Source organism: Chryseobacterium gilvum, from assembly GCF_025628965.1.
Taxonomy (GTDB): domain Bacteria; phylum Bacteroidota; class Bacteroidia; order Flavobacteriales; family Weeksellaceae; genus Chryseobacterium; species Chryseobacterium gilvum.
Genome location: NZ_JAOTEN010000001.1, coordinates 377,543 through 401,527, shown reverse-complemented (window position 1 = coordinate 401,527; position 23,985 = coordinate 377,543). Strand labels below are relative to the sequence as shown.

Here is a 23,985-nt window from a genome sequence, read left to right as displayed (position 1 = left end):
TAAAGGTCATATGGAATCTACGATGTCATATGTATTTTTATATTTTTAAATTTATTTTTTCCACTCAAAAGTATCCAGCAAATGCATCATATCTTTTTTGATGTAATTCACAGCAGGAGCTAAAGAATCCGGTTTTGGTCTTGTATTAAAATAGAGATAAGCGGTTACAAAATGTTTCGTGCTGTCTGTCGCATAAAACTGAAGATTGGAAGCACTCTGCCCTTTCAGCTCATAAAAATTTCCATAGACTTTTTTCTCAGGATATTCGAACGATTTTGTGTCTATGGAGCTGGCTTTGATGGTATGTTCATACACCATTTTTTCAGCTTCTCTTACGTGATCTGCAAAATCATTCTGAATAGGATAATAGGTAACGAATATTTTCGCTTTCATTTTCGGGTAATTCAGATAAAACCAACACGGCTTTTTTGCATTTGTCATTTTTGCAAAAGCTGAGTACTCGAAAGTATACGAACAGTCAGATTCAAATTGATGATATTTCGGAGCCGGGTATTCTAACCGCAATTCACCGTAAGGCTTTGGATTAGCCTCTTTTTCGCATGAAAATAAAACCAGTGAAAGAAAAATAAAAATGACTTTTTTAATCATTTTGCAAAAGTACAAATTAGATTTCAGATTTCGGAAGACAAATTTCAGGATTAAATGAGTTTATGGCTGAATTTATTTAAACCTTATTTGTTTTAATGCAAAAGATATTAAGATTTGATTATTAAACTTTATAAGTTCGAAAGGACTTTTTAGCAAGAACGATTTACCATGCGATTGTCATTCTAACGAAGGAAGAATCTATTACTAGTTATTAATTACCATCGCATTTATGTAGAGCCCTTACTTTATAATCATAAAAACCTGTACGCTGTGTGATAATTCTGAATATAATTTTCCAGTGGTTTTGGAAAAGACTTTTCGTGAGATCCTTCAAAATCGGTTATAACATACTCGTTTTTGCCGATGAAATCTTCCCAAACTTCAGCTGAATCAACCTCGACATTAAAAATCTCAATGCTCAAATTCTTGTGGGTCAATTTGTGACTGATCATCTTTACGCTTTTGATAAACGGAATTAATTCTTCAGGAATCTCAGATGGAAATTCAAATAATTTTTTCCAGATAAAGTCATCTTTTCGCTGCTGAATTAAAAACCTGCCGTCTCTGTGAACAAAATAATATTTTAACGCTAAATCTACTGTTTTTACTTTTTTCTTCTTAACCGGGAATTCTGAAACCCGGTCAAGCGAAAATGCAAGACAATCTTCCCGCAAAGGACATTCCGGACAAAGCGGATTTTTGGGTTTACATATTTCCGACCCTAAATCCATCATCGCCTGATTAAAATCTCCCGCATTTTCCGGAAGTATCAAATGTGCCAATTGTGAAAAATAAGTAAACGCCTGTGAAGTGGAAACATCGAAATCATCTGCAAAAATCCTGCTCAGCACTCTGTAAAAATTTCCGTCAACGGCAGGAAGTTTTGCTCCGAAGCAAATGCTTGAAATGGCAGCGGCAGTATATTTTCCGACACCTTTTAATTGTAAAATTTCTTCATATTCTGAAGGAAAAACCCCGTGATATTCATTAATAATCTGTTGTGCAGCTTTATGAATATTAATGGCCCTGGAATAATATCCCAAACCTTTCCAATATAATAAAACCTCATCTTCTTCAGCAGTGGCTAAAGTCTGTACATCCGGAAATCTTTTGATGAAATTATTATAATGATTCAGGCCCTGTGTGATTCTTGTCTGCTGAAAAACGATCTCACAGATCCAGATTTTGTAAGGATCTTTTGTATTTCTGAACGGCAAATTTCTCGCATTCTTTCCGTACCAATCCAGAAGCTTGTGACCGATATGATGGAAACCCGAATCGTGTTCTATATTTTTCAAAAAAGTAATTATTTATGATACTTCTGCAAAGATAAATTTTATTGTTCAGCTTTCACCTGATAAACCGGAGCCGCTTTGAGCCACTGATATTTTATCTTTTTTTCTTCCGCAATCAATCTGTATCCACTCAGCTTTTGCAAATAAATGTATACAGAATCTTTATTTTTAAAATTCAGTTTTTGATTTGACAGAAAAGTAAACGGATAACGAATTACAGAATCTGTTTTTGTTTTTAAAAGATGCCCGGAATTCAGCCTGTAGATATAAAATGGTTTTCCACGGCCGACAGAGCTGTCTGAAACGGTTATATCTGAGGCGGTAATAACCATTTCGCTTGCATCGTAGGCTTCATCTTCATTCATAATATAAGGCTGATTGGCCTGGTTGCGTTCGTTTTCAAAAAGATCAACCTGATATTCTGCAGGCCTTTGATATTTTTTCTCACAGCTTGTGATAAGAAAAATAAGAGAAAATAAGAATACACTATTTTTCATCAGCATTGTTTTATAATCTTATATTATTACAGAAAAAAACCGATGTTTTTAACGCATCGGTTTATGTATGATTATTCAGGAAATTAGTCCTGTGTATATTGTGCATCCCACTCGTTTCCATCATCCCCTTTGTGACCGTCTAATTTGATCACAAAACTTTTGGTCGGGAAATATGGCGTCAGTCTGATATCGAGCCAGACTCTGTCTTTATTCACTTTGTCCTGCTCGAAACGAACAATTTTGAATTTCTCAATCAGCTTATCCGGACCTTTGATATTATCTAAAAAGGTAACAATCTGCTTTCTCAGGTCATCTTCATTTCTTGCATTCCAGTTTTCAAATGCTCTTCTGTTGAGGAAATCCAGTAAAACCTTGGTCACATAATCAAAAACACGTACAACTGAATAGGTCTGAAGCCCGATATTATCTCCTGTAAATAATGTTTTTGCTGAAAATGCCATGATTTTCCCGTATTCATTCACCATCGGAACAAGCCCCATTTTTTCCAGCTGTGAAATTTCACTTTTCTTTAGTTCAAATTTTACGGCATCCACTTCATTGATGTTTCCGTGTTTTTTACCGGCGGCAACCTGAGACATTAAAGTTTTATGGATTTTTCCTGCTAATGAAGTTGATGGCGGAAGCTCTACATTTTCCTCCTCTCCCACTTCTTCAGCTTTACCACGCCCTACAAGCCAGTTGCAGGTCATAATCACGTTACTTCTGTGCAATTCGCCACCTGTAAGATTCGCTGAATGGAAAAGATCTACCACGTCATCCGGCTTATCCAGATTGGCAAAATCGGTCACCATCATCACTTTATTTTCGTTACAGATTTTTGCCCATTTTTCGATTACTTTATTTGAACCCAAATATCCGGGAATTGCCAATATCGAATAGTTATCCCTTAAATCCAAACGGTCATAATACTGCTTGAATTCTTCTGAGATCGCATCAATAAACAATGGATTATCCAAATCTGAAACCTGTTCTAAAGTAGCATTAACGATACTTACGTTATCTACCTTATCTAATTCTGTATTTTTGTAAAACTGAGCTACCGTTCTGTACGAAGTTTCTAACTGACGAACAGCATCCAACGTATTTTTTAAGTTTGATTTTAAGCTTTCTTCCGCTTTATGGGCTTTGTCTTTGCAGGTTTCCGCCATTTGTTCTGCAGATTCGTTGGTACTTAAAAGCTCTACCCAAAGATTGATTTTCTGAGCCAGTTCCTTTCTTTCTTCCGCTTTATTGGCGTCGTTGAGGAAAATTTCTTTACGTGCTTTTCTGGTAGGGTTCATATTGGCGATTCCGTCTACGACAGATTCTATAAAACCAAAACCTCCTATTTTGCTAAGCTCTTCAATGGGATTCCCTTTCGGTTTTCCGGATTGCTGCTGTTGATTATGTTGCTGGCTTTCTGAAGCCTGTAATTTACTGTCCATGATTGTGATAGGTGTTTAATTATTTTTCAAGTTCCTGTGCTACTTCTTTCAGGGCTTCGATAAAGGCAGCTCTTGACTGCTCATTTTCCAGCATATTGCGCAGGATCTTGTTGTTTTTAAGCTGGCGTACAATTTTATTGTACTGCTCCTGCTCCATGCTCAGCTGCTGAAGATACCCTGATTTTTGAGTAAGATTTTTGGGAGTAAAGTCTGAAAGACTCTGAAAACGGAATTCTTCTTCCACAACTTTTCCGTCTTCCGCCTCATGCTGTACCGCAACGGAGGGCTGAAAATGTCTGAAAACGTCATCCATCGTTTTTAAACCTGTCACAATTTCGGGAACATAGGATTCATCGGTGGTAAGCTGGCTTACAATGAGTGATTTATTTTCCTGGATTTCCTGAATCGCTTCATTAGCATCGACTTTGACTTCGTTTCCGCCAACACCATAATTAAACATTGCCATATTATTATTATTTTGAGATTTTTGATTTGGTTTTGAATCAGCAAAAAATTGACCAATCCAATGCTTAAATTTAAAAAAAAACTGGAACATACAACATCTTTTTCATGAATAATTCATCATAAAGATTTTATATTAACAATAATTATTGTTTAATTCATTACTATTTAAAAAGCAATAAAGCACATTCTACTGATGTGCTTTATTATTCTATTGGCTATTTACCAGATTTTTATTCTTTCTTCCGGAGCTTTATACAATTTATCTCCCGGTTTGATATCAAATGCTTTCATAAAGCTATCCTGATTCACCAAAGGCCCGAATGCCCTGAAATATCCCGGAGAATGCGGGTCTGTTTTTACCTGATTCATCATATATTGATCGGTAGATTTGGTTCTCCAGACCGTTGCCCAGCTTAGGAAAAACCGCTGATCCTGCGTATAACCGCTGATCGGGCCGGGATTTCCATGGTCTTTAAGATACATCTGAAGCGCGTCGTATGCAACCGCAACACCGCCTAAATCACCGATATTTTCGCCACTTGTAAATTTACCGTTTACGAAGCTTCCTTTTACAGGCTCATACGTGCTGTATTGCGACGCCAACTGCGCTACTTTTGCGTCAAAGTTCTTACGGTCCTGTTCTGTCCACCAATTATTCAGGTTGCCGTCTCCGTCGAAACGAGATCCGCTGTCATCGAAGCCATGAGAAATTTCGTGACCGATTACAGCACCGATCCCACCGAAATTAACGGCAGCATCTGCTTTCGGGTTATAAAAAGGCGGCTGGAGAATGGCTGCAGGAAATACGATCTCGTTATTCGAACCGCTATAATATGCATTTACCGTTTGCGGAGACATTCCCCATTCTGTTTTGTCAACCGGTTTTCCTACCTTCTCAAGGCTTTTCTGATATTGCCATGCAGAAACATTCTGCAGATTTGAGTATAAACTTGCACCCTGATCGACTTTCAGTTTTGAATAATCTTTCCACTGATCCGGATACGCGATTTTCACAGTGAATTTTGATAATTTTTCCTGTGCTTTTACTTTGGTTTCCGGCGACATCCAATCCATCTCGTTGATATGGTTTTTGAATGATTTTAGAATGTAATCGATGTACACTTCCATCTGCTGCTTGGATTCCGGGCTGAAATATTTTTCGACATATAATTTACCGAAAGCTTCTCCCAAAACTCCGTTCACGAGCGCCAAACCTCTCTTATCCATCGCACGCTGCTCTTTCTGGCCCTGCAGATATTTAGAATAAAAATCAAAACGGATGGTGTCTAAATTTTCATCCAGGCTGCTTGCATTGCCATTGAGAATATGATATTTAAGATAATCTTTCAGCAAAGGAAGATTTTTCTGCGTCAGAAACTGATCCATATTCTGGTAATATTTCAGCTCGCCTACAATCACTTTATCGGTATTTACGCCTGCATCGGAAAGATATTTTGCCAGATTAACATTTTTAACCAAACCTGAAAGTTCAGATACCTTTTTAGGGTTATATCTTAAATTGGCATCTCTGTTCTGCTCAAGAGTCAATAAATAATTAGCCAGCTGTTTTTCAAAATCCACTACATTTTTTGCAGCCTGATCTGAATTTTTATATCCTAAAACTCCAAACAGTTTCGCTACATAATTCTGGTATTCCGCCAAAGTTTTTGTGTTGGCTTCGTTTACTTTCTGGTAATAATCTCTTCCCAGACCAAGATCCGGACCTCCAAGATACACTGCATTCATTTTAGAATCTTTCAGATCTGCACTTACTCTCCATCCATAGAAAGAATTGTCTCCCAATTTTGTGGCTTCCAGTAAATATTTCTGAAGGTCATTTATATTTTTGATCGCATCAATCTTTGCAAGATCACTTTTAACCGGTTTTAAGCCTTCCGCATTTCTTTTGCTGACATCCATAAAAGATGCATACAGATTCTGAATTTTCTGGCCTTCGGATCCTTCGTCATATTTTTCGGATAAAATTTTATTTAAAATATCGAGAGAAGCATCATCTACGTTTTCTCTCAGCGCATTGAATGATCCCCAACTTGCTTTATCGGAAGGAATCTGTGTTGTTTTCATCCAGTTTCCGTTGACATAAGTAAAGAAATCGTCTTGTGGGCGCACAGTTTTATCTATATAAGACAGATTGATCCCTTCTTCTTTCATTTCCTGTTTTACGGGTTCTTCGACCATCACTGCAGTTTCTTTTTCCGGAGATGTGTTCACGGTTTTTGCGGTTCCGCACGAATTTAAAAATACAATTCCTGAAAAGGCAAGTATTGCGATATTTATCTTTTTCATAATACTATTTTGATTATTACATACTTACCAAATATAATGAAATTATGTTAAATCATTAATGCTTCATAGAATTTTAAATAAGTTTTTATATCAATTGAGTATTCAGTATATATTAAATTAAAAACATGGGCCATAAAAAAACCGCTCATTTCTGAGCGGCTTTGAATATTACCAGATTTTAATTCTTTCTTCCGGTTTTTTGTATAATTTGTCTCCCTGTTTCACATCAAATGCTTTGTAAAATGCATCGACATTGGTAAGAGGCCCGAAACTTCTGAAATATCCAGGCGAATGCGGATCTGTTTTTACCTGGTTGACCATATATTTTTCACTTGATAGTGTTCTCCAAACCGTTGCCCAGCTTAGGAAAAACCTCTGATCCTGCGTGTAACCACTTATTACACCCGGATTTCCTTTATCTTTTAAATACATTTGTAATGCATCATAAGCGATATTTACTCCGCCTAAGTCAGCAATATTTTCACCGTTTGTGAACGTACCGTTTACGAAAGTTCCTTTTACCGGCTCGTATTTATCGTACTGAGAAGCCAAAGCTTTTGTCGCTTTTTCGAAGTTGGCTTTATCTTCCGGAGTCCACCAGTCTACCAAATTACCGTCTGCATCAAACTGTGCTCCCGAATCATCAAATCCGTGGCTCATTTCGTGACCGATTACGGCACCGATTCCTCCAAAATTCACTGCAGCATCAGCTTTAGGATTAAAGAAAGGCGGCTGTAAAATTGCAGCAGGGAAAACGATTTCGTTGTTTACCGGATTATAATAAGCATTCACGGTTTGAGGCGTCATTCCCCATTCAGATTTATCTACCGGTTTTCCGATCTTTGCTAAATCTTTGTTGTATTGCCATTCTGAAAGGTTTTGAAGGTTTGAATATAAATTTCCGCCTTTTGCTTCAGAAACGATCTGTAATTTAGAATAATCTTTCCATTTATCCGGATACGCAACTTTTACAGTAAACTTATTCAGCTTATTCATTGCTTTTTCCTTTGTTGTAGAAGACATCCATGCTAAATTATTGATATGAACGGCAAAACTTTTCTTTAAATAATCGATCAATTCTACCATCTGAGCTTTTGCTTCAGCAGGGAAATATTTTTCAACATATAATTTACCGAAAGCCTCACCCAAAGAACCGTTGATCAATTCATATCCTCTTTTGTTTAAAGCTCTCTGCTCTTGCTGACCTCTAAGATATTTTCCGTAGAACGCAAATTTCATGTCTCCTAATTTCTCACTTAGATAAGAAGCACTCCCATGAACCATATGAAATTTAAGATAATCTTTGATTACCGGAAGATTCTGAGTACTTACCAGTTTATCAAAGTTTTTATAATATCCCAATTCACCGATGATTACTTTATCTGTAGAAACCCCTACTTTTTTAAGATACGACGGCAAATCTACATTTTTCACCAATGCAGAAAGCTGAGCCATCGTTTCCGGGTTGTACTGTAAGGTATTATCACGGCTCTGCTCATTGGTAAGATATGTTTTAGCAATGCTTTTTTCGTAATCTACAATACCTTTTGCAGCAGCATCAGCATTTGTATATCCTAATTCTTTAAGCATAGAAGCTACATATTTCTGATATTCAGCAAGAGCTTCCGTATTTTTTTCGTTTACTTTCTGGTAATAATCTCTTCCCAAACCAAGCGAAGCATTGCCAAGGTAAACGGCGTTCATCTTAGAATCTTTAAGATCTGCATCTACTCCCCATCCGTAGAATGTGTTTTCACCTTCTTTTGTAACTGAGGTTAAATAATTCTGAAGATCATTCAGGTTTTTGATTGCATCGATTTTGTTGAGGTTTTCCTGAATAGGCTTGATCCCGTCTGCATTTCTCTTCTGCATATTCATGTACGTTGCGTACAAATCCTGGATTTTTTTGCCTTCACTCCCGTCTGCAAATTTATCTTTTAAAAGAGAATTTAAAATCGTCATGGAATTGTTATCCGTATCATCGGCTAACTTGTTGAAGCTTCCCCAAGTAGGTTTATCAGAAGGGATTTTAGCGGTTTTCATCCACGTTCCGCTTACATAATTATAAAAATCATCCTGTGGACGGATAGATTTATCCATCAAAGTGATGTCTAATCCTTTATCTCCTGTACTGGTTTGTGCATTTACTATAGTTTGGGTACAGATTCCTGCTAACAGAGATAAAGAAAGGGTTAATTTTTTCATATTTTAACAATTTATACAATAAGTATCTGTTTTTTTGAATTCGTTACTGATCTTCATAACAAATTTAATTAAATATTACAAAATGATCATTTTTTGTAACAATCACTTTATATAATCCTGAATTATTGTGTATTAATCAGCAGTTCCACCAAATCCTGGATAATTTTCTGCGATACGAAATAAGAAAAATCTGAACGTTCCAGATGAGGAAGATATAATTTTGAGGTTTTTTCCTGATCATGGATTCTTATGGTATAATACACTGTTCCCACTTCTTTACCGTCTTCTCCTTTTCCGGGACCCGCAACTCCTGTGGTGGAAAGCGAAATATCTGTCCCGAACATTTTCTGACACCCTTTTGACATTTCTGACGCAACCTCTTCGCTTACTACAGTATATGCATCGACGGTGTTTTGTGAAACTTTTAAAATTTCGATTTTCTTTTCTGTTGCGTAAGGAATTACCCCGCCCATAAAATATGTAGAGCTTCCGGGGCTGGAAACAATTAATCTCGCCAATTCACCTCCGGTACAGCTTTCTGCCGTAGAGACGGTAAGTTTTTTTTCCGTTAAGATTTCGCCAAGTATTTTTTCGATTTTATCTTCAGTAGTCGCAATAATATGCTCTCCGATAATGGGAAACAGCTTTTTAATTTCATCTTCAAGCTGCTTATGGAGGAAAACATGATCTGTACCTATGGCTGTCAGTCTTAATTTAACCCTGGTTCCTACGGGAAGATACGATAAAGACAGATTTTCGGGAAGCGCAAGTTCCCAGGATTCTATCCTATCTGCTAAAATACTTTCCGGAATTCCGACCACCGAAACAATTCTCGATGTTATATAATTCAGATTAAATTTTTCTTTTAAATAAGGAATGATCTGGTCTTTTAATAACGGTTTTACCTCATAAGGAACTCCAGGAAGACTGAAAGACAGTTTCTCACCGAGTTGCATCATCATGCAGGGCGCGGTTCCGTAATGGTTTTGAAAAACCGTAGATGTTGTAGGAACAAAGGCCTGTTCACGGTTTCTTTCTAAAATTTCCAGTCGCCCCCTTTTTGCCATATATTTTTTGAGATGCTCAAAAGTAACCTCATCCAAAGCAATTTCATCATTGAAGAACTCAGCAAGCGCTTTTTTTGTTTTATCGTCTCTTGTAGGGCCCAATCCGCCGGTTGTAATGACAACATCCGCAGATTCAAAAGCCAGTTGTAAAGTGGATTTAATTTTCCCGATCTCATCCGAAATGGTAAAAATCTCTGAAACTTGTATCCCGATATTTTTAAGTTCAGTGGCTATAAAATTTGAATTGGTGTCTATTGTATTTCCTGAAAGAATCTCGTCACCAATGGTAATCAGAATGGCTTTTTTCATATTGATAGTTAAAAAAAATTCTTTACAAATGACGGTAAAATCTACAGAGAAAACAATACAATGATTCTATATCTTTGATGAGAAATACTGCATTATGAACGGATGATTTGTATCTTCGGCAATAAAAAAGAGAAGCAAACGCTTCTCTCCTTCTAATTTTAATTTTCAACTTCGTTTCCGTTTTCGCACCAATAAAATGCGTTGTACAGGTTGTCTTTGGGGAAAGACTTAAATTCTCCGGGCATAACCACACTGAAAATATCTGTAAATTTCTGGACTCCTTCTTTATCTGTAACGATTGCCGCACGATTCCATTTTGTGATGTTTTTTAATCCTAAAAATACATCCTGAAGCCATGCTCCTGCTGTAAACTGGTCTAAATCGGTATCTAAATACAGCAGATAATTCAATTCTCCGAACTGCTCTACTTTTTTCTTTACATGAGGAATGACGAGATTCTCAAAATCTTCTTTTGTTATTTCGCCTGTAGCTTTGAAGGCAGCAACATTTTCAGGGGCATCATTAATAATTGTGATCATATTATATTTTTTTGATTGAGTGATTTTTTATTGTATCAATAATTAAACCATACAATCATATAACCTCTTCCGAAATTATTTTTATAAGTGATACCCATTTTTCCGGGCCAGTTCTACGATTGATTTTTCGATGGCTTTGCCCAGATCATCAGAATCTGAACTTCCTCTTTTTTTCATTTCTCCATCAATAAAATCCTGTCTCTTTTTAGCCAGACTTTCTATTTCCTGCTGAATTTTTTTGCGGTCTTCAGATTTCAGCGCAACAATTTTTTTAATCTCTTCCTTGCTTTTTCCTTTCAGCTCGGAAGGAAGTTCCTCCTGCTTGATGGTTGCAATATATCCCATGTCTTTTTCAGCCTTGTCTACCAGATCCCAATGATCATTTTTATAAGCATTTTTCTTTGATTTGCTTACTGTACGTTCTACAGCATTTGACACTGACTGCATTTCTGCATTAGAATCCTGGGTTACCTGCTTGCTTTTATATTCTGAACCTCTGATTCCGTAGGAAATATAAGTATCATTTAATTTTAAATTGTATTCTGAAATTTTTAGATCATAAGGTGTTGCGATATCGATTACTTTCCGGTCACTGTCGATATTAAAAAATTTTCCTTCTCCCAGATTTGCTCCGTTTTGCCAGAAAGACTGAATCCCTTCATCTCTGCTTCCGCAGAAAATGGTATTGGTATAAATTTTCTTGTTTTTGGCTTTAGAAATAACTTCTTTATAATTTATTTTACCCTGATCAAACGCTTCATTTCCTGCGATATAAATCAACTTCATGCTTTTTTCGTTAGTATCCCAATTCAGATTCATAGATGCATCACGAATTACCGCTCCGCAATATTCACTTCCGCCGTTGGTTCTCAGCGCAAACAGTTTTTCCGAAACAAGATCAAGGTCCTGCGTCAACGGAGTAACTTGTCTTATGTAGTTTTCATCTTTCAGCCCGTCGTTTCCATATTCGTATAAGGCGATTTCGATTTGTGGAGCCTGTCCGTTATATTTAAGCGTGGTTAACGTGTTTACAATATTCCAAAGCCTGGATTTTGCCTGATCAATCAGCCCATCCATACTGTTTGAAGTATCCAGTAATAAAGCGACCTGAATTTTGTTCTCTTTTATCACGGGTTTTTCCGGATTGGGCAAAGTTTGAGTTTCTATGACCTGCCTATTTTGGTTATTATTGCTGCAACTACTGTCTGAAAGGTTTTTAGCACTTAGAAAAGCGGCGGCACCTATTGCTAATGTAAAGATTTTTAAAGTTGTCATTGTGTATTTTTTAGTGATTACTACTATTAATTATCTGTTATAATATTGTATCTGCATTTCTTTAGGATATCTCACTTCGAATGAGAAATTGATCTTTTCAGAATCCCCGCTGTTTATTTTCCGGTTCCAGAGAATACTTCCTGTTTTAGCATCCAGAATCCCATCACCTATATTGAGCGTTTTTACTGTAATTTTTGAGTTTTCACTGATTGGCAGCTGATCCAGAATTTCCAGCTCGATACTTTCTTTGGTGTTATTTCTGATCGTGATCTGATAAGATTCGGTATCCCATTTATTGGTATTGAAATTTTTTTGTGCAGTTTTATCTTCAATTTTTGTTCTTTTTACGACAATTCTTTCATCAACACCCAGCGAAATCGGGAATTCGTCTTTTATGTAATTGCTCGTAATATTGGTTTTTCCGATGTAATTGTCTTCAAAATAAATATTGGCTTCTCCGGAAATAAGATTGAAGGTTTGCCAGTTTTTCACAAAAGCCATCAGGAAAACTTGATTATTCAGCTTTGGAACCGTATGATATTTGTACGTCGCATCAACCGATTTTTTATCTAAAATGACATATTGTTCTTTGTCCTGACTTACAATACTTTGCTTGTAGTTCAGTTCATACAGAACATTCATCTGGCTGTCTGAAACAGTCGCTACGGGAACCTGACTTGCCACTACAGATACATCTCTCATCTGATAAGAATTCACTTCTTCCGACACTTTTTTTGCGTCATACCCTACTTTGTCTTTATCATAATTGTATGGAGTATATTCGGCGACATACAATGGTAATAAGATAGGCCTGTTTTGGTTGTACGACGGTTTGTAGGTAGAGACGAAAAGTTTTACATTATTCCAATCCTGGCCGGTTCTCTGATAAATTTTTCCTTTGTAGACAATTTCAAAAGGCTTTTTGGTAGATTCTGCTCTCAGATCGTATGAAGGAACCCATCCTGCATTGGAAACGATATAGCTGATTCCTAAATCTAAACTCATCTCGCGGTCTGCAAGAATTTCCAGTAGAAGTTCTTTTCTGATCTTATTTTTATCGGTCTGCTGATCTGAAAATTGCTTATTGATTTTAGCGATTCCTTCATCAAAAACGCTTTTCTGCTCGTTGAGCAAGAAGATCTGATTATCAATTTCCAACATTCTTTTACGGTAAAATGAAGTGAGTTTGATGAGCTGTTCCTGCGGTGTAGCCCTGTCATTGGTCGATACTTTCAGATTATCATTAATAATATTCTGTTCTCCCGTAAGATTATTAATCTGAATGTTTAAAAGAGCGGCCTGTCTCTGCAGTTTTTTTCTTTCATCATCCAGTTTTTTTTCTTCCTCTGATAATTCGTCACCTTTTGGCAAGCTACTTTGAGGCGTTATAGAAAGCAATGTGGTGCTTTTCTCAAGATTGATTTTGTAGGTATTTTCATCAAGATCATTTGGAAGATTGATGATTTTTACAATATTTCTCCCTTTCTGAAGGTTCACCTGAGTACTTCCGAACACTTTTGCACCCTGCAGAAAAACGGTAGCCTGTTTTACTTCGATTTCTTTCCTGATTTCCTGAGATTTAAAAAAGGAAAAAGAAAATATGAAGATTAAAAAGTAATGTCGCATAGTTTATTATTTATTATTGTACTGTAAAGTTATTCTGAAATAAAACCTTACTTACAGAAACTTGGTAAATGGGAGTTTTGACTTGGTGAATAGTTATTTGCCACGATTAATCATTAATCTATCAACATATGCAATCTGTCTTGCAATACATTCATTTTTTCAGAATTGACCGCTTTAGCATGTATGATCTGGTTTTTAAAAGAAAAAACAATAGTACTGTCCTGATGATTTTCTAACAATATATGCTTAGAAATATGGTGTTGGTTATCTTCAAGAATTATGTAGTGATCTACATACATATCATAATGAAATACAGTCATTTTTTCAGAATGTTTTTCCATAAAAATCAGATATTGGTCTTTATGGAAAAATAAATATTGATAGGGGCTTCCTGAAGATGTGACAAGATAAGTTCCGCTTATATTCAATGCGTTTTTTTGATCTTCTTTCTTCAAATACGGCATTGCTATTTTAACCAGTACAATTCCTACAACCAGGATTTTAAAAAAAGTGGTGTAAGGCAGAAACGAAGACTGGTCAAAGAAAGTTTCTTTAGGAAGATGAATCATCTTTAAAATGAGCTTCCATCCTTCTTTTCTTACAAGGAAAATACTCATTATAAGTAAAATAGATGAAAAAAGCTTTACAGAAATATCAAATCCGATATTGATGATCAGTATCTGAGTGAAACTGATGATCGCCAACAGCAATCCGAAAACACGAAAACGCCTGAACAACAATAAAATACCCGTAAAAAACTCAATAAAGCCTATAACCGAATTGTAGATTTTTGACGTTCCTATTGTACTCCAGAATACAATATCTTTATCCAGATTCCCGAATCTTGTCAATAAAATATTAGATTCAGGCTTCGGAAACTGAGTGTGAAAAATTTTGTCACTGCCGTATTTTATCAGAATAACAGAAATATACAGTACTCCTACATATTCTGCTATTACTAAAAAATACGCTGCCCATTTTTTCCTGATAGCAAAACTGAAAACTCCAGATGTAAAAAGCAAAATAAGAATTAGGATCAACATCGAACTGCTATCTGAACTGTAATCTATTCTCACATTTTTTTTATGAAGAAAATATTGTAAAAAAAACTGAGTGCAATTCCCGAATATAAAACGAGTAATTTTCAACTGAAAACTATTCAAAAAGCCCAACGGAAAAAAAAGGATGAATTGCAGAAAAAAAACACCGCAAAAAATATTGAATTTTCTGAAAACAACTGATGTACTGCCCATTTCAAATTTCTAACGCTGTTTTTTATAGATAAATAAAGCTCCCAAAACCGCGATACTCATCACCAATGAATACATTGTTTTCTCAGATATTACAGAATTTCTTATTTCGGCGGTTCTTTTTAATTTTTTTACACGGAACGGCTTGTACTTTTTTGTCTTACGATCATACCTAAGAAATACTGTGCTGTCAATATCATTTTTAAAATGGTACTCTTTTCTGAGCACATTTTTTATACTGTCTAAATTGCCTTCAGAAAAGACGGGATGATTATAAACGGTATCTCTTCCGGGCTTCCATCTTTCGGTGTTTCCGCTTCGTACGTTTTTGCAGAATAAAGAAGTGACAATGACACTTTTTTTGCTGTCGATGATAATGACGCTATCCAGTTTCGAATTGGTGACATACCTTTCGGGTGCCATTCCCAGATTGGAATAATTGGTATTGTAGCGATCTTCTGTAATGCTTTTTTCAAAATATTTCATATCCCCGCTATGGCTTTTGTAGGAGATTAATTTGGTTTGAGAATGCAGATTGCAACTCAGGCATAAAAGAATAAAATGAATTAAAAGCGAGCTGTTTTTCATAACAATTAATTTTAAATTATACTGCAAACTTAGCGGTCGGATCAAAGTCTACAGCAGTCAACTTGGTAAAGCCGTATTTTCACTTGGTGAATAGTTTTTGCCAAACTGTATATATGCATATCTTTGTTTTATGAAAATTTGGATTGTTACGCTTCTTTTTTTATTGGGTTTTGGGAATTTTTATTCTCAGAATGTCAGTGTTGCAAAAGAAGTTCAGGCAGAATCTGAAAAGCTGAAGCAGGCCGTAGATACCAAAAACGAATCTGCACAGGCAGATTCATACTATAACATTGCAGAAACGTTTTTCAATAATGGCAATTTTCCCAAAAGCGAAGAATATCTCTTAAAATCAAAAAGCTTATACGAAAAACTAAACGATAAGCAGAACCTGGAGAAAGTAACCCGAAAGCTTGCACAGGCACAGGAAAAACAAAACAAAGTAAAATCTGCAGTTGCCAATTACGAAACCGCCTCTAATATTGGATACTCTAAACAGAAAAAAGCATTAAATTCGAACGATGCCGCAAGATTATCTTCATCATCCCAAACCATACAGGCAGAAGCTATACAAAACAACATCGACATCATTGACAAAGGAAGCGAAAAAGCTGAATTAGCAGACAGCTATAGTCAGATGGCAGATATTTACATCAAACAGAATGATATCCCAAAAGCGGAAAAAAATTTAAATAACGCCTATTCAATTTCTAAAAAAGATGCGCCGCAGCAGGCTCTGGAAATCAATCAGAAATTAACTGATTTTTATCTTGAAAATAAAGATTTTGATAAAGCGATTAAAGCCAAAAAGAAAGTTTTACAGGAAGATTTCGTCAATAAAAATTCGCAGGAAAAAGTAGAACAGATTCAGGAACTCGCAGATATTTATATTAAAAAAAATGATCCTACAGAAGCCATCAAGCTTTTAAAAAATGCCTACGGAATTGCTTTACAGAAAGGGCATACGCTTGAAGCACAGAAAAGTGTAAAAAGACTCGACAGCTTATACCAGATTTCAGAAAATACAGAAGCCTCCGTACAGTTGTATCGCGATTTTCTTGGAAAATTGCCCGACCTGGTTTCTAAAGACAGAAGTTTGGTAGATAACAAGATTCTGGAAGATACAGAACAGAGAATCAGCCAGCTGGAGAAAGAAAAACAGCTGAAAGACGAGCTGATCCGCAAAAAAAACATCTTCAATTACAGTTTAATAGGAACATTATTCGTTTTGATTATTTTAATCGGATTTATATTCAGAACATTAAAAAAAGTTCAGGTCAAAAATAAAAAAATCGCATTGCAGTCGCTCCGCCGCGAGATGAATCCGCATTTTATATTTAACAGCTTAAACAGTGTCAATCAATTCATTGCAACCAATAACGAGCTGGAAGCCAATCAGTATTTAACCAAATTTTCAAAGCTTATGCGCGGCGTGATGGAAAATTCAACGGAAGATTTTATCCCGTTTCAGCAGGAACTGGATCTGCTTGAAAATTATTTAGCGTTAGAAAAAACACGTTTTGCAGATAAGTTCGATTACCAGATTACCGTAGATGAACATCTGAACCTGCAGAATCTACAGCTCCCGGGAATGTTGGTTCAGCCGTTCTTAGAAAATGCAATCTGGCATGGGTTGCGTTATAGAAGCGAAAAAGGATTTTTAAAGCTCAGATTTGAAAAGAAAAATGAATTTCTGAATATCTTTATCGAAGACAACGGAATCGGAATAAAAGAAAGTAAAAAACAGAAAACCATCCACCAGAAAAGCCGGGAAGGCCGAGGAATGAAAAACACGTTAGAAAGGATCAAACTTTTGAATGATCTCTATAAAAAAGACATAACGTGTACTATAAAAGATTTGGAAAACGGCGTTTTGGTAGAAATCCTGATGATTATTTAGATTGAAATGTAAACTGTATAAGTATAAACATTCCTTTAATCAATAATAAAGTATGAAAATAAAATCTGTACTCGTCGATGACGAAAAAATTGCAAGGGATGTGCTTAGAAATTACCTATCCAAGTACTGCCCGCAAATTGAGATTGCAGGCGAAGCTGAAAACATAAAAGAAGCCGTTCCGCTGATCGCAGAAATTCAGCCACAATTGGTCTTTCTGGATGTGGAAATGCCTTTCGGAAATGCTTTTGACGTGTTGGAAGCCACAAAAGAGTTTTCTTATGAAACCATTTTTATCACTGCATTTTCTCAATATTCTTTACAGGCACTGAATAAGTCTGCGAGTTATTATATATTAAAACCTATTGATATTCAGGAACTTATTATAGCAGTAAATAAAGTCGCAGAGAATATTCAGAATAAAGATGAGCTGAACCGGAATAAAATTTTACTTGAAAACCTGAAACTGAAACCTGAAAAACAGCAGCTGATTCTTCCTACGCTTCAGGGATTTGATGTGGTGAGAACAGAAGAAATCGTACGACTTCAGGCAGACGGAAATTTCACCCAGGTTTATCTTGCGGATCATTCTAAAAAAATGGTCTGCCGGTTTTTAAAGCATTTTGATGACTTGCTGGAACCTCCGTTTGTGCGGGTGCACCGTTCTCATATTATCAATACTTCCTTTGTAAAATCATATCAGAAAGGAGGTACTGCAACCTTATCAGACAATACCGAAATTGAAGTTTCCGGAAGTTTTAAAGACCGTTTTCTCAAAATGTTTTCATAATCATGTATTGATCATTTTAAAGGCATTATTTTTGAATTTAAACGTTCACAAATAAAATCGTATGAAAGTATTTCAAAAAATAGCCGTTCCCGTTTCTTTAGGGATTATAGGATTACTGATCCTGAATTCCTGTTCGGTAGGCATTCCAGAAGGTGCAACAGCCGTTTCCAATTTCAATTCTGAAAAATATCTTGGCAAATGGTACGAAATCGCACGTTTCGATTATAAATTTGAGAAAAATATGGACAACGTCACGGCTGAATATTCCCAAAATCCTGATGGAAGCATCCGTGTTCAGAACCGCGGCTACAATTATGTGAAAAAAGAATGGAAGGAATCGGTAGGTGAAGCCCGGTTTGTGAATGACAAAACAGAAGCAAGATTAAAAGTGTCGTTCTTTAAACCTTTTTGGGCAGGATATAATGTTATCGATATTGATGATGATTATCAATATGCATTGGTCTCAGGAAATAATGTGAAATACCTCTGGATTTTGTCCCGCACCAAAGAAATTCCTGAAAATATCAAACAGCGATTTTTAACAAAAGCAAAAAAGATAGGATATCAAACCGATGCATTAATCTGGGTAAAACATAATCTGTAATAATCATAAAAAAAATCGCTCCTGAATTGGAGCGATTTTTATTTAGTGAATATGTTTTTCTGCGTGGTAAGAACTTCTCACAAGCGGCGAACTTTCAACATGTCTGAAACCTAAGCTTCTTGCGAAATCTCCCAGTTCGTCAAATTCTTCGGGCGTAATGAATTTTTTTACCGGCAGATGTTTTTTGGTAGGCTGCAAATACTGTCCTAATGTAATCACATCCACATTCGCATTTCTGATATCTTCAATAGTCTGAAAAACCTCGTCTTTTGTTTCTCCCAAACCAAGCATTACACCGGTTTTGGTTCTTCTTTGTCCTGCCTCTTTTAAATATCGCAGTACTTCAAGGCTTCTCTCATATTTTGCCTGGATTCTCACTTCTCTTGTCAGGCGTTTTACTGTTTCCATATTATGAGAGATCACTTCCGGCGCTACCTCTACCATTCTGTCGAGGTGTTTTGTCAGTCCCTGAAAATCAGGGATTAGAGTTTCCATGGTTGTTCCGGGAGATATTCTTCTTACCGCATTTACGGTTTCGCCCCAAAGAATAGATCCCATGTCTTTCAAATCATCACGGTCTACAGAAGTCAAGACGGCATGTTTGATTTTCATTAATTTGATTGATCTGGCTACCTTTTCAGGCTCATCCCAATTTACATCAAGCGGTTTACCTGTTTTTACACCACAAAAACCGCAGCTTCTTGTACAGATATTTCCTAGAATCATAAAGGTTGCTGTACCTTCTCCCCAACATTCACCCATATTCGGACAGCTTCCGCTTTGGCAGATGGTATTTAATTTATATTTGTCAACCAAAGTTCTGAGCTCTCTGTAATTTTTTCCGGTAGGAAGTTTTACACGAATCCATTTGGGTTTTTGAACGGTTGTATCCTGAACTGAATTCTCCATCGATTTCTAAAATTGACCTCAAAGTTAAGGATTTTTTTATCGAAACCATCAAACAGCAGCATTGATGAAACAGATAATTCTGTATATTTAAATCATTAAGAATGATATCATGAATTGTATACTTTGTTTTTTAACCGTTATGTTCAGCAATATATATTTTGCCCAAAAAGAACTTCAGCCTGAAGGTTCGGAGATTATCGAATCAATAGACGGAGATCTGGATGATGATACAATTCCTGAAAAAGTAATCGTATACAACACAAAAGATTCAACTGATTTTGGAAATATCCGTGAAATTCAGATCCTAAAAAATGTAAACGGAAAATGGACTGTACTGGAAAAATCAAGAAACGCGATCTTAAAAAGCCAGGACGGAGGAATGATGGGTGACCCTTATGGCGAAACCAAAATAGAAAAAGGGATTTTAATCATTTCGCAATCGGGCGGAAGCAGTTGGAAATGGGGCGTTACCGATAAATACCGGCTTCAGAACGGCCATTTTGAGCTGATTGGTTTTTCTTCAACCTATGGAAGACCGGGAGATTATTGGGTGGATGTTGATTATAATCTTTCAACAGGACAAATTATCTATGAAAAAGAGGTGGAAAGCACGGATATTCCTGATAATGGAAAGTCTGAAAAAGAAATTTTCTTCAAAAAAGGAATAAAAATCAACCTTCAAAACAGAAATCAGGAAAAACAGAGACAGATAGTGCTGCCAAAAACGAAGGAAAAGATTTATATATAAAGATTACCATATATTTCAGGCAGATTATTGGTCTTCAAAATCATTGTTTTTCAATAGTTCTGCCAAAACTTTTTTCGCACGCATAACCCTGACTTTGGTATTGGCAATAGAAATTCCCAATTCTTCGGCAATTTCTTTAATACTTTTTTCGTCAAAAAACCTGAGCTTGATAATATCCTGATAATTAGAATCTAAGGACTCTATGGTTTTTATAATTTTCTTTTGCTCTTCCGCGGAAATCATGAGTTCTTCAGGGGATTTTGCATACTGATTTTTAACCTCTTCCAGATTTTCAGTGGGATCCTGGTTTTCTCTTGATTTTTTCCGCCAAAAATCGATAATGGTATTTTGAGCAATTGTTAACACCCAGGTTTTAAACTGAAAATGAGGATCGTACATATCCAGCTTCGACAATACTTTGGAAAAAACATTAACCGTAATTTCGTCTGCGTCATTTTCGTCCCGTACTTTTTTCATGACAAAAGAAAAAACATCTACCCAAAACACATTAATGAGCTTTGTCTGCGCTTTCTGGTCTTTTTCTTTTGCTTTCTGAATGAGTAAAAATAGTTGTTCGTCCTTCATTGATCAAATATAACAGATTACGCTGAATTTTCAAAATTAATACTGAACAGCACTTCTTATGACGCTTACATCATCGGCAAGATACTTCACATATGACTCTAAGAATAATTATTATCTTTGCAACATTAAATTTTAAAGAAAACATATGAATTCCTTTATTGAAGAATTAAAATGGCGTGGCCTTTTTGCCGATATGATGCCCGGAACCGATCAACAACTGGATAAAGAGGTCACCACAGCGTATATTGGTTTTGATCCCACTGCTGATTCTTTGCATATCGGAAGTCTTATTCAGATCAAAATTCTGGCACATTTCCAGCAGCACGGCCACAAACCGATTGCTTTGGTAGGAGGCGCAACAGGAATGATCGGAGACCCTTCAGGAAAATCTTCTGAAAGAAATCTTTTAGATGAAGAAACGCTTTTACATTATGTAGAATGCCTGAAAAGCCAGCTTTCCAGGTTTTTGAATTTTGACGGGAATGAGCCGAATAAAGCTGAACTGGTCAACAATTATGACTGGATGAAAAATATTTCTTTTCTTGATTTTGCTAAAAATGTCGGGAAAAATATTACCGTTAATTACATGATGGCCAAAGATTCTGTAAAGAAAAGGCTTTCCGGAGAATCCGGTGTAGACGGAATGAGTTTTACCGAATTTACCTATCAGTTAATCCAAGGATATGATTTTCTCCATTTATATCAAAATAATGGGGTAAAACTGCAGATGGGCGGTTCTGACCAATGGGGAAATATCACGACCGGTACAGAACTGATCCGAAGAAAAGCGCAGGGCGAAGCATTTGCATTAACAGTACCATTAATTACCAAAGCAGACGGCTCAAAATTCGGGAAATCCGAAAGCGGTGAAAATTACTGGCTGGACAAAAAGAAAACCTCGCCTTATAAATTTTACCAATTTTGGCTGAATGCAACCGACAAGGATGCTGAACGATTCATTAAATTTTATACATTTTTAGCAAAAGACGAAATTGAAAATTTAATTGAAGAACATAAAACTGCCGAGCATGAGCGGAAACTTCAAAAGAGATTAGCAGAAGAAGTAACTGTTTGGGTACATGGAAGAGAAGAGTTTGAAAAGGCAGTAAAAGCCTCTGAAATCCTTTTTGGCAAATCTACTGCAGCAGATCTTGTCAGTCTTGATGAAGATGTTTTCTTAGAGATTTTTGATGGTGTCCCTCAAAAAGAGCTTTCAAAATCTGATGTTTTAGGTATCTCAATTATCGATTTGCTTTCAGAAAAATCCGGATTTTTAAAATCTAAAAGTGAAGCACAGCGAGAGATCAAAGGAAATTCTATTTCTGTAAACAAAGAAAAGGTAAATGAAGTATACACTGCCAATGAAAATGATCTTATCGACGGTAAGTTTTTACTTCTGCAAAAAGGCAAAAAGAATTATTTTATCGTTAAAGCAGTTTAATATAAAGGTTATTGATTAATCGATATCATAAAAAAGCCACCAAATTACTGGTGGCTTTTTATTTATCTGTATAACTTATTTATTATAATTCTAAGAAACTGTGATATACCGCAGCATTTTTGGTTCCGCTACCTACGACAGTATCTGTTTCCGCAATTTCGCCGTCGATCCAGATGGTTACAATCAGTTTAGAATCAGAATTCAAAAGTTCTGCATTGGCAGCTAAGTTAATCTGAGACTGGCTTGAATTCACAAAAAACTCACCGCTTGACCAAACAAGTCCGGTCGGATTAAAGATTGTTTCCTGCTGAGTTCCTACCTGCTTCACCACCGTTTTGAAAGTGCTGATCGGAGGTGTAGGAGCCGTACCGCCGTTTACTATTTTTGCTTCAAGTTGTACCAAGTGATCTGTAAACTGATCATCATCGTCATCATCTTTACAAGAATTAAACACAGAAACTACAGAAAGTAGTAAGACTGCTAAAAATGAAAGTCTAAGTAAACTTTTTGATTTGTAAAATTGCTTCATTTCTCCAAATAGATTTTTAATGTTTCAAATATAGGTTTTTTATCAATATAAAAATAACTTTTATGAAAAATTTCCAACAAAGATTTGCAAACAATATCAAATCAATAAAAGTTTATTTAAAGGTTATTCGGTCTTTTTGCTGGGTTTAAACTAAAGAGAAATCTTATCTAAGATTAAAATTTTTTTTAAAATACATGAAAATTGCTGCTCGTTTTTTAATGAGAAAATTTTTCAGATTCCATTTATTATTATCTTTGCCGGATGAATTTAGATTACATTGTAAGAGAACCGGAAAGCATTACCGCAAAAACGCCCATTCTCTTTATGCTTCACGGATACGGAAGCAATGAGCAGGATCTTTTCAGCTTCAGAGAAAGTCTTCCGGCTGATTGGATTATTGTAAGTTTCCGCGCGCCGAAAACGACAGAATTTGAAGGATTTTCCTGGTATGATATCAATTTTAATAATCCTGACCAGTTTGTAAATACAGATCAGGCAAAAGAGTCTCTGAATTCTGTCTTAGAAAGTATCATGAAAGTGGTCAACCATTATGGCCTTACAGAAAGCAAAACGCATCTCTGTGGCTTTAGCCAGGGTGGAATATTGTGTTACAGTTTGGCATTGCAATATCCCGAACTTTTCAATCTTGTCGCATGTCTGAGCTGTTATCCCGAAGAAAAGCTTCTTACCGATATTGTAAAAGACAAGAAAAAACTCGAAAACCTTCGATTTTTTATCTCACACGGAACTGATGACGCGATCATCCCTTTAGAATGGGGAAGAAAAGCGGCAGATCTGCTGTATGATCTCAGCTGCTATTTTACTTTCAGAGAATATATGAGCGGACACGGCGTCAATCAGAAAAATTATATGGATCTTATGGAATTTTTTGCTAAATAAAATAATAATTTATAAGAAACAGAAAAGCTATCAGTATTTTTCTCAATACCTACAGACATTCTCAGATTTGAGAATGTTTTTGTTTGATATATGAAAAATTTTACTACA

At 36.0% G+C, this 23,985-nt stretch carries 22 protein-coding genes; 6 read left to right on the top strand and 16 right to left on the bottom strand.

The annotated features are described in order from the left end of the window. Positions 1-51 precede the first annotated feature (51 nt). The 13 genes from gldD to N0B16_RS01840 all read right to left on the bottom strand — a co-directional run bounded on the left by gldD (position 52) and on the right by N0B16_RS01840 (position 15,477). A complete protein-coding gene (gene gldD, locus N0B16_RS01900; protein ID WP_262989024.1) occupies positions 52-609 on the bottom strand; it encodes a gliding motility lipoprotein GldD in 558 nt (185 codons plus the stop codon). A 251-nt stretch (positions 610-860) separates the two neighbouring features. Continuing rightward, complete coding sequence (gene mutY, locus N0B16_RS01895) at positions 861-1,907, bottom strand: A/G-specific adenine glycosylase (protein WP_262989023.1); 1,047 nt, start codon at positions 1,905-1,907, stop codon at positions 861-863. Positions 1,908-1,945: 38 nt separating this feature from the next. Beyond that, a complete protein-coding gene (locus N0B16_RS01890) occupies positions 1,946-2,401 on the bottom strand; it encodes a hypothetical protein (RefSeq protein ID WP_262989022.1) in 456 nt (151 codons plus the stop codon). A gap of 83 nt (positions 2,402-2,484) precedes the next feature. Continuing rightward, positions 2,485-3,846 (bottom strand): DUF5458 family protein, encoded by a 1,362-nt coding sequence (locus tag N0B16_RS01885; RefSeq protein ID WP_262989021.1) that lies wholly within the window; start codon positions 3,844-3,846, stop codon positions 2,485-2,487. 19 nt (positions 3,847-3,865) lie between these two features. Further along, a complete protein-coding gene (locus tag N0B16_RS01880) occupies positions 3,866-4,312 on the bottom strand; it encodes a type VI secretion system contractile sheath small subunit (RefSeq protein ID WP_262989020.1) in 447 nt (148 codons plus the stop codon). Positions 4,313-4,530: 218 nt separating this feature from the next. Next, complete coding sequence (locus tag N0B16_RS01875; protein WP_262989019.1) at positions 4,531-6,618, bottom strand: M13 family metallopeptidase; 2,088 nt, start codon at positions 6,616-6,618, stop codon at positions 4,531-4,533. Positions 6,619-6,786: 168 nt separating this feature from the next. Further along, positions 6,787-8,823 carry a M13 family metallopeptidase gene (locus tag N0B16_RS01870; RefSeq protein ID WP_262989018.1) on the bottom strand — a complete coding sequence of 679 codons (2,037 nt, stop codon included), beginning with the start codon at positions 8,821-8,823 and terminating at the stop codon, positions 6,787-6,789. A gap of 122 nt (positions 8,824-8,945) precedes the next feature. Continuing rightward, complete coding sequence (locus N0B16_RS01865; RefSeq protein WP_262989017.1) at positions 8,946-10,199, bottom strand: CinA family nicotinamide mononucleotide deamidase-related protein; 1,254 nt, start codon at positions 10,197-10,199, stop codon at positions 8,946-8,948. 158 nt (positions 10,200-10,357) lie between these two features. After that, positions 10,358-10,738, bottom strand: coding sequence for a SpoIIAA family protein (locus N0B16_RS01860; RefSeq protein ID WP_262989016.1), 381 nt, complete (start codon positions 10,736-10,738; stop codon positions 10,358-10,360). A gap of 81 nt (positions 10,739-10,819) precedes the next feature. Continuing rightward, complete coding sequence (locus tag N0B16_RS01855; RefSeq protein WP_262989015.1) at positions 10,820-12,013, bottom strand: VWA domain-containing protein; 1,194 nt, start codon at positions 12,011-12,013, stop codon at positions 10,820-10,822. A gap of 30 nt (positions 12,014-12,043) precedes the next feature. After that, on the bottom strand, positions 12,044-13,639 hold the full coding sequence (locus N0B16_RS01850) for a DUF4139 domain-containing protein (protein ID WP_262989014.1): 1,596 nt from the start codon (positions 13,637-13,639) through the stop codon (positions 12,044-12,046). Positions 13,640-13,752: 113 nt separating this feature from the next. Beyond that, the gene (locus tag N0B16_RS01845) at positions 13,753-14,715 is read right to left on the bottom strand and encodes a hypothetical protein (RefSeq protein ID WP_262989013.1); all 963 of its coding nucleotides are present in this window, start codon (positions 14,713-14,715) and stop codon (positions 13,753-13,755) included. A 186-nt stretch (positions 14,716-14,901) separates the two neighbouring features. Next, complete coding sequence (locus N0B16_RS01840; RefSeq protein ID WP_262989012.1) at positions 14,902-15,477, bottom strand: hypothetical protein; 576 nt, start codon at positions 15,475-15,477, stop codon at positions 14,902-14,904. Between the two features lie 130 nt (positions 15,478-15,607). On the opposite strand from N0B16_RS01840, the gene N0B16_RS01835 reads away from it, so the two are divergent. From N0B16_RS01835 to N0B16_RS01825, 3 genes are all read left to right on the top strand, one after another. After that, complete coding sequence (locus N0B16_RS01835) at positions 15,608-17,374, top strand: tetratricopeptide repeat-containing sensor histidine kinase (RefSeq protein WP_262989011.1); 1,767 nt, start codon at positions 15,608-15,610, stop codon at positions 17,372-17,374. A 52-nt stretch (positions 17,375-17,426) separates the two neighbouring features. Beyond that, positions 17,427-18,161, top strand: coding sequence for a LytR/AlgR family response regulator transcription factor (locus N0B16_RS01830; RefSeq protein ID WP_262989010.1), 735 nt, complete (start codon positions 17,427-17,429; stop codon positions 18,159-18,161). A 61-nt stretch (positions 18,162-18,222) separates the two neighbouring features. Beyond that, positions 18,223-18,765: a lipocalin family protein gene (locus tag N0B16_RS01825; protein WP_262989009.1), complete on the top strand. Its 543-nt coding sequence runs from the start codon at positions 18,223-18,225 to the stop codon at positions 18,763-18,765. A 42-nt stretch (positions 18,766-18,807) separates the two neighbouring features. On the opposite strand, the gene lipA is transcribed toward N0B16_RS01825, so the two are convergent. Beyond that, complete coding sequence (gene lipA, locus N0B16_RS01820) at positions 18,808-19,674, bottom strand: lipoyl synthase (RefSeq protein WP_262989008.1); 867 nt, start codon at positions 19,672-19,674, stop codon at positions 18,808-18,810. Between the two features lie 109 nt (positions 19,675-19,783). Between lipA and N0B16_RS01815 the strand changes: the two genes are divergently transcribed. Beyond that, entirely contained in the window at positions 19,784-20,422 is a 639-nt protein-coding gene (locus tag N0B16_RS01815; RefSeq protein ID WP_262989007.1) for a hypothetical protein, read from the top strand. A gap of 24 nt (positions 20,423-20,446) precedes the next feature. On the opposite strand, the gene N0B16_RS01810 is transcribed toward N0B16_RS01815, so the two are convergent. Next, the gene (locus N0B16_RS01810) at positions 20,447-21,007 is read right to left on the bottom strand and encodes an RNA polymerase sigma factor (protein ID WP_262989006.1); all 561 of its coding nucleotides are present in this window, start codon (positions 21,005-21,007) and stop codon (positions 20,447-20,449) included. 145 nt (positions 21,008-21,152) lie between these two features. Here N0B16_RS01810 and tyrS point away from each other — a divergent pair, with 145 nt between their 5' ends. Further along, complete coding sequence (gene tyrS / locus N0B16_RS01805) at positions 21,153-22,448, top strand: tyrosine--tRNA ligase (protein ID WP_262989005.1); 1,296 nt, start codon at positions 21,153-21,155, stop codon at positions 22,446-22,448. Between the two features lie 82 nt (positions 22,449-22,530). On the opposite strand, the gene N0B16_RS01800 is transcribed toward tyrS, so the two are convergent. Then, positions 22,531-22,977, bottom strand: a complete 447-nt coding sequence (locus tag N0B16_RS01800; RefSeq protein ID WP_262989004.1) for a hypothetical protein — start codon at positions 22,975-22,977, stop codon at positions 22,531-22,533. 261 nt (positions 22,978-23,238) lie between these two features. On the opposite strand from N0B16_RS01800, the gene N0B16_RS01795 reads away from it, so the two are divergent. Further along, a complete protein-coding gene (locus N0B16_RS01795; protein ID WP_262989003.1) occupies positions 23,239-23,877 on the top strand; it encodes an alpha/beta hydrolase in 639 nt (212 codons plus the stop codon). Positions 23,878-23,985: the final 108 nt, after the last annotated feature.

Excerpts from the sequence above, each read along its gene's own strand:
- N0B16_RS01835 (WP_262989011.1), top strand. The coding sequence starts at position 15,608 with ATGAAAATTTGGATTGTTACGCTTCTTTTTTTATTGGGTTTTGGGAAT.
- N0B16_RS01840 (WP_262989012.1), bottom strand. The coding sequence starts at position 15,477 with ATGAAAAACAGCTCGCTTTTAATTCATTTTATTCTTTTATGCCTGAGT.
- N0B16_RS01870 (WP_262989018.1), bottom strand. The coding sequence starts at position 8,823 with ATGAAAAAATTAACCCTTTCTTTATCTCTGTTAGCAGGAATCTGTACC.
- N0B16_RS01825 (WP_262989009.1), top strand. The coding sequence starts at position 18,223 with ATGAAAGTATTTCAAAAAATAGCCGTTCCCGTTTCTTTAGGGATTATA.
- N0B16_RS01810 (WP_262989006.1), bottom strand. The coding sequence starts at position 21,007 with ATGAAGGACGAACAACTATTTTTACTCATTCAGAAAGCAAAAGAAAAA.
- tyrS (WP_262989005.1), top strand. The coding sequence starts at position 21,153 with ATGAATTCCTTTATTGAAGAATTAAAATGGCGTGGCCTTTTTGCCGAT.
- N0B16_RS01860 (WP_262989016.1), bottom strand. The coding sequence starts at position 10,738 with ATGATCACAATTATTAATGATGCCCCTGAAAATGTTGCTGCCTTCAAA.
- N0B16_RS01880 (WP_262989020.1), bottom strand. The coding sequence starts at position 4,312 with ATGGCAATGTTTAATTATGGTGTTGGCGGAAACGAAGTCAAAGTCGAT.
- N0B16_RS01885 (WP_262989021.1), bottom strand. The coding sequence starts at position 3,846 with ATGGACAGTAAATTACAGGCTTCAGAAAGCCAGCAACATAATCAACAG.
- N0B16_RS01890 (WP_262989022.1), bottom strand. The coding sequence starts at position 2,401 with ATGAAAAATAGTGTATTCTTATTTTCTCTTATTTTTCTTATCACAAGC.
- N0B16_RS01865 (WP_262989017.1), bottom strand. The coding sequence starts at position 10,199 with ATGAAAAAAGCCATTCTGATTACCATTGGTGACGAGATTCTTTCAGGA.
- N0B16_RS01850 (WP_262989014.1), bottom strand. The coding sequence starts at position 13,639 with ATGCGACATTACTTTTTAATCTTCATATTTTCTTTTTCCTTTTTTAAA.
- N0B16_RS01795 (WP_262989003.1), top strand. The coding sequence starts at position 23,239 with ATGAATTTAGATTACATTGTAAGAGAACCGGAAAGCATTACCGCAAAA.
- N0B16_RS01815 (WP_262989007.1), top strand. The coding sequence starts at position 19,784 with ATGAATTGTATACTTTGTTTTTTAACCGTTATGTTCAGCAATATATAT.
- lipA (WP_262989008.1), bottom strand. The coding sequence starts at position 19,674 with ATGGAGAATTCAGTTCAGGATACAACCGTTCAAAAACCCAAATGGATT.
- N0B16_RS01855 (WP_262989015.1), bottom strand. The coding sequence starts at position 12,013 with ATGACAACTTTAAAAATCTTTACATTAGCAATAGGTGCCGCCGCTTTT.
- N0B16_RS01800 (WP_262989004.1), bottom strand. The coding sequence starts at position 22,977 with ATGAAGCAATTTTACAAATCAAAAAGTTTACTTAGACTTTCATTTTTA.
- gldD (WP_262989024.1), bottom strand. The coding sequence starts at position 609 with ATGATTAAAAAAGTCATTTTTATTTTTCTTTCACTGGTTTTATTTTCA.
- N0B16_RS01875 (WP_262989019.1), bottom strand. The coding sequence starts at position 6,618 with ATGAAAAAGATAAATATCGCAATACTTGCCTTTTCAGGAATTGTATTT.
- N0B16_RS01830 (WP_262989010.1), top strand. The coding sequence starts at position 17,427 with ATGAAAATAAAATCTGTACTCGTCGATGACGAAAAAATTGCAAGGGAT.